Raw genomic sequence first — 11,490 nt, 5'->3', positions numbered from 1 at the left:
ACGGTGCACGTGGTACTGGTTCTGCACCGCGACGACCGGCGCGATGCTCCGCGCCTCGTCGAGCTGGGCCACGTCGACGTTGCTGACGCCCAGATGACGGATCAGCCCCTCCTCGCGCAGCTGTGCCAGCGCCGCGAACCGGTCGGCGACGCTCTCGCCGCCCGGCTCGCTCATGCCCCCGACCCGCAGGTAGACGAGTTCGAGCCGATCGAGACCGAGGGCGCGCAGATCCTCGGTCACCAGATCGCGCAGCTGCTCGGGGCCGGCCTGGCGGGTGGGCATGCCGTCGGGTCCGCGCAGCGGGCCGACCTTGGTGGCGATCAGCAGCTCGGCCGCGTACGGCGCGAGCGCCTTGTGGATCAGCTCGTTGGCGCGAACATCGTCCCGCTCGTAGAAACCGGCCGTATCGATGTGGTCGACGCCCGCCTCGACGGCCTGCCGCAGCACCGCGATGCCGGTCTGCGGATCGCGGGCCGGACCGGAGAAGGTACCGGCGGGCAGCCGCATCGCGCCGAAGCCGAGACGGTTGACGGGACGGTCGCCGCCGAGCATGAACTGGCCGCTCGCAGCGGCCGTGATCTGTGCGGTCATGCACCTACCCTCACCCCGCAGTGGCCGCTCGGAGACCAGATGGCAACGTGTTGCCACGCCTGTGCGCGAGACTGGGAGCGTGACCGAACAAACCACGCTGACGGTGCTCGGCGAGAGGGAACTGGCCGCGCGGACCGCGACGCTCTTCGGCGAGACGACGCGGGAGTTCTTCTGCGCCGCCAACGACCTGCACACCTGGGCCCGGCCCGAGGCCAGAAAAGCGATGGTGCGCCGCCTTCGCCCCCGCGCCGCCGAGGGCGTGGTCGTACGCAAGCTCTACACGCCCGCCGTGCTGGCCGAAGAGGAACAGCGGTCGCACCTGTTCGATGTCGCCGAAGCGGGCGGACAGGTGCGCGTGCGCGCCGCGAGCCTGCCGCACGAGACGATCATCATCGACCGCCGGATCATGATCCTGGCCGGCCGCAACGGAGCACACGGCCGCGAATTCACCATCACCACCGCACCGGCTCTCGTCGCCGGCGTGTATGCCCTGATGTGCGCGACCTGGGACGCGGGAACCCCGCTCACGGACTACCTGCGGCGCGACGGCGACAGCGAGGGCCTGGACGCCGACTCGCTGACCGTGCTGCAGGCGCTCGCGGCCGGACTCACCGATGCCGCCGGGGCGCGCCGCGTCGGCATGTCCGTGCGCACCTACCGCAGGCGGGTCGCCGAGCTGATGACCACGCTGGAGGCCGGCTCACGCTTCCAGGCCGGCGTCAACGCGAGCCGGCGCGGCCTGACCGGCAGCTGAGCCGCCGGAGCTGCCCGGGGAACCTTCAGGGCCGGGTGGCTTCCGCGGCGATGCCCGCCGCCCGCAGTTTCCTGGCCAGGAGTTCCATCTCGGGCAGCGTTCCCGAGTAGTCGCCGTCCAGTACGCGGCCCAGCACAGCCTTGGCGTGCACCAGGTCGACGCCGAGTTCAGCCCGCAGCACCCGCATGATCACGACCCTCTTCGCCGAAGGACCGACCACCCGCAGGGTCGCCGCGCCGTGCTCTGCGATCAGCTGAGCCCACCGCTCGCTCGGCATGTCCCCGAAACACACGGCGAACGCGACCCCGCAGGCGGCGCAACTCGCCGTGACGTCCCACTCCAAGGAGCTGTGCACGAGAGCCTGCACACCCCAGCACTCCAGCTCGCCACCGCAGTCCCGACACTCCGCGACATATCGGACGGACTCGCAGACGATCGGCTCCATCCCCACCACCCCCAACCGGCACGAGGCTATGCCACAGGCCCAGTTGAGCGCCCCGCGTCCCGTGCCGCGGCGGGTGACCGGGACCGTCACCCGGCCGCCGGGCTGGCTACCGCTTCCACCCGCTGACCCGCCTCTACGCCCTGCGAGCCTCCCTCAACAGCACTACGCGTCCCAGTAGTTGAGCGGCGCCGAGCCCACGCTGTGACCGCGTCGGTCAAGGACGCGCCCCGCGTGCTTGACCGTGCGCAGCACCACCGCGCGCTCGGTGATCCGCAGATCCAGGTGCGCCAGGCGGCTGTTGAGCAGCGCCTCGGTGGTGTGGACCTCGGCGAGGGACGGCAGCCAGATGTCGAGCATGAGATTGTGCGCGCCCGCCGTGATGCTGCACATGCGCAGGCCGGGCAGGGTACGCAGCGCGCTCACCGTCTCCTCGAGATGCTGCGCGGGCACCGAGCCGAAGTAGACGACCGAGACGGGGAAGCCGGTCAGCGGCCGGGCCAGGGCGCAGCGCAGCGAGAGTCGCCCGGTGCCGGTCAGGACGCGCAGCCGGCGCCGGACGGTCGCGGCGGAGGCGCCCACGCGCTCGGCCAGGTCCGTCAGGGGCATCCGGCCGTCGATGCCCAGGGCGAGGGCGATGCGGCGGTCCAGGGGTCGCAGCGGTTCGTCGGGCAGCGCGGGGCGTTCCACGGTGAGCGCGGCGCGCTGGTGGCGGGTGAGGCTGCGCAGCCGCCAGGAGGCGCCCTCGAAGGGTGCGGCGGTGATGACATGGCTGCGTACGGCGCGCACTCCGGGCAGCTGCGACACCCGCTCGCCGGCGAGCCGGGCCAGGCCGTCGAGGTCGGCGGCGGCGACGATCGCGAGCATGTCGCGCTCGCCCGAGGTCTGCTTGAGGCTCAGCACCTGGGGGTCGCGGGCGAGCTGCCCGATGGTGTCCTCGCTCAGCCGCCCGCCCGTGTCGATCTCGACCTGGGCGTAGACACCCTCGTCGTGGCCGGGCGAGAGATAGCCGTCGACCCAGGCCACGCCCGCGTGCACCATGCGCTCCCAGCGCCGGGCGACCGTCACCGCGTCGACCTCAAGGACCTCGCCCATCCGCACCCAGGGCACCCGTGGCTGGATCTGCAGCGCATGGACGATGGCCAGATCCAGCTCGTCCAGGGCGGGTGTTCGTTGCGTGTCCGTCAAAGGTGCCGAATCCTGCGTCGAGGGCGTTGTGATGATGGATTCCGGCGATTTTACACAGGTGTCATCCCTGATACCGAGGATCGTCGGCCATGAGCCACGCACAGTTCTCCTCCCTGCGCATCATCCGGGCCCGCCTTGTCGACGGCACCGGAGCGGCCCCCGTGACCGACTCCGTCATCGACATCGACGACGACGGCACCATCGCCTACGCCGGAGCGGCCGCCACGGCACCCGAGGCGCCCGCCAGGGCCCGGACCGTGGACGCCGCGGGCCGCACGGTCCTGCCGGGCTTCATCGACACCCACGTCCACCTCGCCATCGAATCGCCCCGGCAGATGGTGCGCCGCCACGAGAGCGACCCGACGCTGGAGACCTTCCGCACCGCCGAGCGGCTGCGCATCACCCTGGAGGCGGGCATCACCACCGCCCGTGACCTGGGCGGTCTGCAGGCCGGCTACCGGGACGCGGTCGCCGCGGGCCTGACGGCCGGACCCCGCCTGCACACGGCGGTGCGCATCCTCAGCCACACCGGCGGCCACGCCGACTTCCACTCGGAGTGCGGCTTCGACCCCTCCGCCGGGGTCGGCGAGATCGCCGACACCCCCGACGAGGTCCGCGTCGCTGTGCGCCGCCTGCTGCGCTCCGGCGCCGACGTGATCAAGCTGTGCGCGACCGGCGGCATGAGCAGCCCCTACGACCAGCCCGACGACGAGGGCCTGACCGTCGAGGAGATCCGTACGGTCGTCGACGAGGTGGCCCGGCACGGCGGCCGCCCCGTGGCCGCCCACGCCCAGGGCACCGCGGGCATCCTCAACGCGATCCGCGGCGGCGTCAGCAGCGTCGAGCACGGCTACGGCCTCACCGCGCAGGCCCGTGAACTCGCCGGAGAGCAGGGCACGTTCGTGGTGCCGACCCTCTCCACGGTGTTCGACGGCATCGACCGCTCGACCATGGAGCCCTTCCACTACGAGAAAAAGGTCCGCTGGTCCGGCATCACCCGCGAGAACATCGCCGCCGCCATCGCCGACGGCGTGCGCATCGCCATGGGCACCGATGCGGCGATGGTGCCGCACGGTCGCAACCTGCGCGAGCTCTCCCACCTGGTGTCCCTGGGCATGACCCCGTCCCGGGCCATCGAGACGGGCACCCGCCACGCCGCCGAACTCCTCGGACTCTCCGCCCAGATCGGCACCCTGGAGCCGGGCAAGCACGGCGACCTGGTGATGTGCGAGGGCGACCCGCTCGCGGACATCTCCGTGCTGTCCGACCCGGCCCGCATCGTGCTCGTCGCCCAGCGCGGCGCCGTACGCAAGGACACCCTCGGCCTCGCCCGGACCGCCCCCGCGGCCGACGGCGCGCCAGCGGACGGAGTCGTCGGATGAGCCCCTCGGCCACCACCGCGAAGACCCCGGCGGGCGGACCGCCCAAGCCCTCCGCGCTCGACAAGGTCATGAGCGGCATCGAGCGCGCGGGCAACAAGCTGCCGCACCCGGTGCTGCTCTTCCTCGGCCTGTTCGTGATCATCGGCACGGTCTCGACGGTCTTCGCCGCCACCGGCACCACCGTCACCGTGCCCGGCGAGGACGAAACCCTCGCGGTCAAGGGACTGTTCACCGGCGAGGGCGTGCGCTGGCTGCTAGAGAACTTCATCCCGAACTTCACCGGCTTCCCCTCCCTGGGCACCGTCCTGCTGATGATGGCCGCGGTCGGCGTGGCCGAGAAGACGGGCCTGCTCGAGACGGCCGTCCGCGCCTCCATCGCCAGGGCCCCGCGGCGGCTGCTGCCCTACCTGGTCGCCTTCGTGGCCTGCCAGGCGCACCTGATGAGCGACGTGGCGATCCTGGTGATCCCGCCGCTGGCCGCGCTGGCCTTCAAGAACGCGGGGCGCAACCCGATCGCGGGCCTCATCGGCGGCTTCGCCTGCACCTGCGCGGGCTATGCGGCGGGCTTCTCGATCGGCGCGCTCGACGCGCTCTACACCGGCATCACCCACCAGGCCGCCGCGGTCGTGCCGGGCGGCGAGAGCGCCCCCACGCACATCCTGATCAACTACTTCTACACGGCCGCGGCCAGCTGCGTACTCGCCCTGATCGGCGGCTTCCTGATCTCCCGGGTGCTCGAACCCCGGCTGCCCCAGCCGGACCCGGACGCCGAGGCGGAGGAGGGGGAGGAGGAGGCCGGAACCGAGACCGGAGCGACCGCGGATCCTGCCGCCGCCCGCCCCTCCGTCACCGTCACCGCCCGGCAGCGCACCGGCCTGCTGCGCTCGGGCCTGGCCGTGCTGCTGTACGCGGCCGTCGTGGTCGTCTGCTGGCTGCTGCCGGGCTCCCCGCTGCGCGGCGAGGGCGGCGCGCTGGTGCCCTCACCGGTCCTGGACGGCATCGTGCCGCTGCTGTTCGTCGCCTTCGTGCTGGCCGGTGTCGTCTACGGCCGCACCGTGGGCACGCTCAAGCGGGCCGAGGACGCGCCCCGCATGATGGCCGAGTCGATCACCGGAATGTCCGGGTACATCGTCCTCATCCTGGTGATCTCCCAGGTCATCGGCGTGTTCGACTGGTCCAACGTCGGCACCCTGCTCGCGGTCAACGGCGCCAACCTCCTGGAGTCCGCAGGCCTGACCGGCTTCACGGGCCTGGTCCTGTTCGTCCTCCTGGTCTGCGTCCTGAACCTGTTCGTCACCTCGGGCTCGGCCCTGTGGTCCCTGGTCGCGCCCGTCTTCGTGCCGGCGTTCCTGCTCCTGGGCATGGAACCGGCCGTCACACAGGCGGCGTTCCGGATCGGCGACTCCGCGACCCAGATGATCACGCCGCTCAATCCGTACGTCTTCCTGATGCTGACGATCCTGCGCCGCTACGAACCCGGCGCGCAGCTCGGCACGGTCCTCTCCCGCCTCTCGGTGTTCGTGATCCCGTTCCTGATCGCCTGGCTCGCGGTCCTCGGCCTCTTCTACGGCTTTGGCCTGCCGCTGGGCCCCGGCGCGGACATCCACCGCTGATCCCGTGCCTCGGCAGGGTGTTGGGCCGGCTCGGCGCGCTACTCGGCCGAGCCGGCGGCAGCGGCTCTACGGCTGCGGAAGGCCGCCACGCGTGTGCGGTTCTGGCAGGTCACCGAGCAGAACCGGCGCCGGCCGCCGGGGGACTGGTCGATATAGACGTCGGCGCAGTGGCCTCCGGTGCAGATGCCGATGCGCGCGAAGCCATGGTCGGCGAGGTACTGGCGCAGGGTGATCGCCGCCGCCGCGGCCAGGGCGTGATCGGCGCCGTCGACGCACCATGCGGCGCGCAGCGTGCCCGCGGCCCCGGCGTCCATGACGGGGCGGACCCCGCAGTCGGACAGCAGGCGCGTCAGAGCCTGCGCGCACTGCTCGCCGTCCGCGGCGGAGAACACCGCGTGCAGGAGGTCTGCCGCGTCGGTGAGCGCTTTCGGGGTCAGTGCGGCGCTGGCGCGCGCGGGCAGGCCGAGCCGCTCCGCGATGTCGGCGACGGGCCGGTGGGGGGCGTCCCCCCGGCCGTCCTCCCGGCGCGGCAGCGTGCCCCATCCGTTGACGAGCTCCGTCAGCGCATCGAGGGGGATCTCCGTGAATGTGACTGCCATAGGCCTCAGCGTAACGCGTTGGGGCCTCCTTTTGCGTTGCAGCGTCCGCATCGAGTGCGTAACGTAATGAGGCAGCCGTAAGCGTTACGACATCCGGATGCGGGAGGCTGACATGCTGGACCTCGCTCTGCTCCCGGGCTACCTGGCGGCGGTCGCGGTCATCACCGTCGCTCCGGGGCCTGACGCCGCGTACATCGTGGCCGTGGCCCTGGAGCGCGGCCCGCGCGCCGGCCTGGTCTCCGCGGCGGGCATGGCCCTGGGGGTGGTCGTGCACGTGACGGCCGCCGCCCTGGGCCTCGCCGTCCTGCTGCGCTCGACCCCCGTGGCGCTGATGGTGGTGGAGCTGGTCGGCGGCCTCTACCTCGGCTGGCTGGCGGTGACCGCGATCCGCACGGCCGGGAAGGCGCCGGCAGAGGCTCCCGTGGCGCCGCCCGCGCGTCAGGTCCTGCGCCGGGCCGTCCTCACCGACCTGCTCAACCCCAAGACCGTGCTCTTCTTCGCCGCATTCCTGCCGCGGTTCACCAGCCCCGAACGCGGCCCGCTCTGGCTCCAGTTGCTCGCCCTCGGGCTGATCTTCCTGATGATGGGGCTCGTCTGGGACAGCGCCATCGGCCTGTGTGCCGGCCTGCTGGGCAAGGGGCTGATGCGCGGCCACCGCACGGCAGTCGCGGTGAACCTGCTCGCCGGAGCCACCTTCGCCGTTCTCGCGGCGCTGCTGCTGATGGACGCGCGCACCGCCGTCATGGCGTGACGCGGGCGGTCGCTGACACCCCCACTACTCAGTGGTACCGTATAGTGGTACTCGGTACTACGCAGTACCGATCAGGCCGGAGAGGACCGCGATGGACGACCTGACGGAGATGCTGAAGGGCACGCTCGAAGGGTGCGTGCTCGAAATCATCGGCAGCGAGGAAACCTACGGGTACGCCATCACCCGTCAGTTGAACGAACTCGGCTTCGGTGACGTCGTCGAGGGGACGGTGTACACCATCCTGCTGCGGCTGGAGCGGAACAAACTCGTCCAGGTGACGAAGCGGCCGTCCGGGGTGGGCCCGCCGCGCAAGTTCTACGCCCTCAATGACGCGGGGCGCGAGGAACTCGCCAAGTTCTGGGCGAAATGGCAGTACGTCTCAACACGCATCGACAGGCTCAGAGAGGGCGGGAGATGAACTTCTGGGAGAAGGTCACAGGCAGCGATCTCACCAGGGACTGGAAGGCGTTCGAAGCCCGGGCCGCGGTCCTGCCGGACGAATACCGGGCGGCGTGGGAACAGATCAAGGCCCACCTCTTTCCCCACGGGGACTTCACCGGCCGCAACCTGATGCCGATCCTCGACGCGGCCCTGGGGCTGCTCGAACAGACGGCGGCGGACGGGCAGAGCGTGCGCGAAGTGCTCGGCGACGACATCCCGGGCTTCTGTGCGGCGCTGGCCGGCGGCGAAGGGGCCCGGACCTACCGCGACCAGTGGCGCGAGCAGTTGAACAGGAACGTCGCCAGGAAACTGAACCGGCTGGGAGGCTGACGTGGGCATCCAGGACATCATCGAGGGCAAGAAGCAGTGGCGGGCGCACGTGGCCCGGGTCAAGACACTGCCTCCGGACTACCAGATCGTCTACAAGGAGATGCAGAAGTACCTGTTCAAGGTGGGCCCGGTCGACCTCCCCGACGGCCCCCTGCTGCCCGGGATCGTCGACTTCTTCGAGGAGGGCGCGGCCTCCGGCAAGGGCGTCGTGGAACTCATCGGCACGGACGTCGCCGCGTTCTGCGACGGACTGATCGGGGACTCGCGCACCTACGCGGACATCTACCAGGAGTCCCTCACCGGTGAATCCGGCACGGCCGGGAAGTAACACCCGCCGCAGTCACTCGATCCGGGCTGCTCCGGGCTCGGTTGTCGCGACTTCCCTGCGTACTGTCATCCCGTGCCAGCCTCGCCCCTGCATCACGTCGCCGTCCTCGTGCTCGAAGGCGCCAAGCCGCTCGATGTCGGCATCCCTGCCCAGGTGTTCACGACCCGCGCGAGCATGCCCTACGAGGTGCGGGTGTGCGGCGCGGCGCCCGGCCCCGTGACCGGCGGCGACGGTCTGTCGTACTACGTGGACCACGGCCTGGACGCGCTGGCGTGGGCCGACATCGTCTTCGTGCCCGGTTACCGGTTCCCGGACCGCGACGACCCGCCGCAGGCCGTCGTCGATGCGCTGATCGCAGCCCACCAGCGGGGCGCGCGGCTCGCCGCCATCTCCACGGGCGCCTTCGCGCTCGCCGCCACGGGCCTGCTCGACGGCAGGCGCGCCACGACACACTGGCACTACACACGGGCGCTCGCGGCCAGGCATCCGCTCGTCCAGGTCGACGAGAACGTGCTGTTCGTCGACGAGGGCAGCGTCCTCACCTCCGCCGGCGCAGCCTCCGGCATCGACCTGTGCCTGCACATCCTGCGCGGCGACCTCGGAGTAGCCGCGTCCAACCACGCGGCCCGGCGCCTCGTCGCCGCCCCCTACCGCAGCGGCGGCCAGGCCCAGTACGTGCCCCGTAGCGTCCCCGAACCGCTCGGCGAGCGGTTCGCCGCCACCCGCGAGTGGGCCCTGCACCGGCTTGGGGAGCCCCTCACGCTCGACATACTGGCCCGCCGGGCCGGGGTCTCGCCGCGCACCTTCTCCCGGCGCTTCGTCGAGGAGACCGGCTACACGCCGATGCAGTGGGTGATGCGCGCCCGCATCGACCTGGCCCGCGAACTGCTCGAACGCTCGCAGCACAGCGTCGAACAGATCGCCGCCGAGATCGGGCTCGGCACCGGCGCGAACCTGCGCCTGCACTTCCAGCGCATCCTGGGCACCACACCCAGCGAGTACCGGCGCACCTTCACCAGGGGCGAGTGACCGGGGGGAGTGACCCGCCCGGCACCGCGCGGCGAAAGGGGGCGGGGGATGGCGGGATCCTTTTGAACCATGGCGATCGTGCCACTGTCAGCGGCGCACGCCGCGAGCGAGCCTGGTGGCGACGGGAAGGGACCCCACTCATGACTCGCATCGCCATCAATGGATTCGGCCGCATCGGACGCAACGTGCTGCGCGCGCTCCTGGAACGCGACAGCACCCTGGAGATCGTCGCGGTCAACGACCTGACGGAACCCGCCACGCTCGCCCGGCTCCTCGCCTACGACAGCACGGCCGGCCGGCTCGGACGCCCGGTCACCTCGGACGGTGACGCCCTCGTCGTCGACGGCCGCCGGATCACGGTGCTCGCCGAGCGCGAACCGGCGCAGCTGCCGTGGGCCAAGCTCGACGTCGACATCGTGCTCGAGGCCACCGGCCGCTTCACCGCGGCCAAGGCCGCCCGCGCCCACCTCGACGCGGGCGCGAAGAAGGTACTCGTCAGCGCGCCGTCGGACGGCGCCGACGTCACGCTCGCGTACGGCGTCAACACCGACGCGTACGACCCGGCCGCGCACACGGTCGTCTCGAACGCCTCGTGCACGACCAACGCCCTTGCCCCGCTGGCCAAGGTGCTCGACGACCTCGCCGGCATCGAGCACGGCTTCATGACGACGGTGCACGCCTACACGCAGGAGCAGAACCTGCAGGACGGTCCGCACCGCGACGCCCGCCGCGCCCGCGCCGCAGGCGTCAACATCGTGCCGACCACGACCGGCGCAGCCAAGGCGATCGGCCTGGTGCTGCCGAACCTCGACGGCAAGCTGTCGGGCGACTCGATCCGCGTGCCGGTCCCGGTGGGCTCGATCGTCGAACTCAACACGACCGTCGCCCGCGACGTGACACGCGAGGACGTCCTGGCGGCCTACCGCACCGCGGCACAGGGCCCGCTGGCTGGCGTACTGGAGTACTCGGAAGACCCGCTCGTTTCGTCGGACATCACGGGCAACCCCGCCTCGGCGATCTTCGACTCGGCACTCACCCGCGTCGACGGCCGCCACGTCAAGGTGGTCGCCTGGTACGACAACGAATGGGGCTTCTCGAACCGCGTGATCGACACGCTCGAACTGCTCGCCACCGGCTGACCGGCCACCGGGGCGGTCAGCCTGCCGGGGCCGCGCCGCCCGGCGCGGCCCCGCATACGGCCGATCTCAGGCGTTCACGGGATACCGAGCCTTCACGGGATTCGAGCCTTCACGGGATATCGAGCAGGATCTTCCCGACCAGCCCCGCTTCAAGCGCGGCGTGCGCGTCCGCGGTGTGCTCCAGAGCGAAGCGGTGAAGCGGCAGTCCGCCCTCCTCGCCCACGCGCAGCGCGCCCGCGTCCACGGCTGCGGCGACATCGGTGACCGCCTGCTGCTTCGCCGCGGTCGGCACGGTGTAGACGAAGACGCTCTGCCAGCGCAGGTTCACCGAAAGCGAGGTGAGCACCGGGATCGTCAGCTGCTCGTCCTCGCCGCCCGAGTAGTAGGCCACCACGGCCCCTTGGGCGGCCACCGCGCGGCCTTGGCAGGGCTGCTGACCGTGGTGATCACACAGGCTCCGGCCCAGCGGGCGAGCTGGACGGCCGCGTTGCCGGCCGCACCGGCGCCGCCCGCCACCAGGACGGTCGTGCCCTGCAGGGTGCCGGGTGCGATGAGCCCGGGACCGCCGTCGTGAACGGTCAGCGCATGGTGGGCGGTCAGGGCCGGGACGCCCAGGGCGGCGCCGATGTCGAACGGGGCGTGTGCGGGCAGGGCGACGGCCTGCCGGTCGGGGACGAGCGTGTACTGCTGTGCCGTTCCCCGGGGCCGCTCGCGGGCGGCCTCCCAGATCCACACCCGCTGCCCGACCCGTGCGGGGTCGACCTGCGGACCCACGGCGTCGATCACTCCGGCGCCGTCCTGGTGGGGCACCTGCTCGACCATGCCCGCAGGCAGCGGGCGCTGCTCACCGATCCTTTGCTTGCCCCGGGAAGCTGACGCACGGGATGCACGCCGGTGCTGCTG

15 protein-coding genes are annotated in these 11,490 nt (G+C 71.6%); 9 read left to right on the top strand and 6 right to left on the bottom strand.

The genetic code is table 11. The features are described 5' to 3' along the window. Nucleotides 1-591, bottom strand: a 591-nt coding sequence (locus ACQKIP_RS27215) for an aldo/keto reductase (protein WP_427744350.1), incomplete at its 3' end; no start/stop codon positions are given. Between the two features lie 79 nt (nt 592-670). On the opposite strand from ACQKIP_RS27215, the gene ACQKIP_RS27210 reads away from it, so the two are divergent. Continuing rightward, entirely contained in the window at nt 671-1,345 is a 675-nt protein-coding gene (locus ACQKIP_RS27210; RefSeq protein WP_365856533.1) for a helix-turn-helix transcriptional regulator, read from the top strand. Between the two features lie 25 nt (nt 1,346-1,370). Here the strand turns inward: ACQKIP_RS27210 and ACQKIP_RS27205 are convergent, their stop codons facing one another. Both ACQKIP_RS27205 and ACQKIP_RS27200 read right to left on the bottom strand, forming a co-directional pair. Then, a complete protein-coding gene (locus ACQKIP_RS27205) occupies nt 1,371-1,700 on the bottom strand; it encodes a hypothetical protein (RefSeq protein WP_365856535.1) in 330 nt (109 codons plus the stop codon). A 252-nt stretch (nt 1,701-1,952) separates the two neighbouring features. Next, the gene (locus tag ACQKIP_RS27200) at nt 1,953-2,975 is read right to left on the bottom strand and encodes an Lrp/AsnC family transcriptional regulator (RefSeq protein ID WP_365856537.1); all 1,023 of its coding nucleotides are present in this window, start codon (nt 2,973-2,975) and stop codon (nt 1,953-1,955) included. 89 nt (nt 2,976-3,064) lie between these two features. Here ACQKIP_RS27200 and ACQKIP_RS27195 point away from each other — a divergent pair, with 89 nt between their 5' ends. After that, entirely contained in the window at nt 3,065-4,357 is a 1,293-nt protein-coding gene (locus ACQKIP_RS27195; RefSeq protein WP_365856539.1) for a metal-dependent hydrolase family protein, read from the top strand. Further along, nucleotides 4,354-5,970 carry an AbgT family transporter gene (locus ACQKIP_RS27190; RefSeq protein ID WP_365856541.1) on the top strand — a complete coding sequence of 539 codons (1,617 nt, stop codon included), beginning with the start codon at nt 4,354-4,356 and terminating at the stop codon, nt 5,968-5,970. The genes ACQKIP_RS27195 and ACQKIP_RS27190 overlap by 4 nt, the downstream gene beginning before the upstream one ends. 38 nt (nt 5,971-6,008) lie before the next feature. Here the strand turns inward: ACQKIP_RS27190 and ACQKIP_RS27185 are convergent, their stop codons facing one another. Next, a complete protein-coding gene (locus ACQKIP_RS27185; RefSeq protein WP_365856543.1) occupies nt 6,009-6,569 on the bottom strand; it encodes a CGNR zinc finger domain-containing protein in 561 nt (186 codons plus the stop codon). Between the two features lie 112 nt (nt 6,570-6,681). On the opposite strand from ACQKIP_RS27185, the gene ACQKIP_RS27180 reads away from it, so the two are divergent. The 6 genes from ACQKIP_RS27180 to gap all read left to right on the top strand — a co-directional run bounded on the left by ACQKIP_RS27180 (nt 6,682) and on the right by gap (nt 10,587). Then, nucleotides 6,682-7,320 carry a LysE family translocator gene (locus ACQKIP_RS27180; RefSeq protein ID WP_365856545.1) on the top strand — a complete coding sequence of 213 codons (639 nt, stop codon included), beginning with the start codon at nt 6,682-6,684 and terminating at the stop codon, nt 7,318-7,320. A gap of 91 nt (nt 7,321-7,411) precedes the next feature. Next, nucleotides 7,412-7,738 carry a PadR family transcriptional regulator gene (locus ACQKIP_RS27175; protein ID WP_365856547.1) on the top strand — a complete coding sequence of 109 codons (327 nt, stop codon included), beginning with the start codon at nt 7,412-7,414 and terminating at the stop codon, nt 7,736-7,738. Further along, nucleotides 7,735-8,091, top strand: coding sequence for a DUF1048 domain-containing protein (locus ACQKIP_RS27170; RefSeq protein ID WP_365856549.1), 357 nt, complete (start codon nt 7,735-7,737; stop codon nt 8,089-8,091). Before ACQKIP_RS27175 ends, ACQKIP_RS27170 begins: the two co-directional genes overlap by 4 nt. A gap of 1 nt (nt 8,092) precedes the next feature. Further along, entirely contained in the window at nt 8,093-8,419 is a 327-nt protein-coding gene (locus ACQKIP_RS27165) for a DUF1048 domain-containing protein (protein WP_365856551.1), read from the top strand. 72 nt (nt 8,420-8,491) lie between these two features. Further along, nucleotides 8,492-9,448 (top strand): GlxA family transcriptional regulator, encoded by a 957-nt coding sequence (locus tag ACQKIP_RS27160; RefSeq protein WP_365856553.1) that lies wholly within the window; start codon nt 8,492-8,494, stop codon nt 9,446-9,448. 140 nt (nt 9,449-9,588) lie between these two features. Continuing rightward, on the top strand, nt 9,589-10,587 hold the full coding sequence (gap, locus tag ACQKIP_RS27155) for a type I glyceraldehyde-3-phosphate dehydrogenase (protein WP_365856555.1): 999 nt from the start codon (nt 9,589-9,591) through the stop codon (nt 10,585-10,587). 109 nt (nt 10,588-10,696) lie between these two features. On the opposite strand, the gene ACQKIP_RS27150 is transcribed toward gap, so the two are convergent. Both ACQKIP_RS27150 and ACQKIP_RS27145 read right to left on the bottom strand, forming a co-directional pair. Next, on the bottom strand, nt 10,697-10,978 hold the full coding sequence (locus tag ACQKIP_RS27150) for a hypothetical protein (RefSeq protein WP_365856557.1): 282 nt from the start codon (nt 10,976-10,978) through the stop codon (nt 10,697-10,699). Then, a partial coding sequence (locus ACQKIP_RS27145) for an alcohol dehydrogenase catalytic domain-containing protein (protein ID WP_427744343.1) occupies nt 10,942-11,490 on the bottom strand: 549 nt, incomplete at its 5' end. The genes ACQKIP_RS27145 and ACQKIP_RS27150, both read right to left, overlap by 37 nt.

Source organism: Streptomyces sp. NPDC059900 (assembly GCF_050270335.1).
GTDB lineage: Bacteria > Actinomycetota > Actinomycetes > Streptomycetales > Streptomycetaceae > Streptomyces.
The sequence above is the reverse complement of the archived record's forward strand: the minus strand, read 5'-3'. Positions and strand labels throughout refer to the sequence as shown.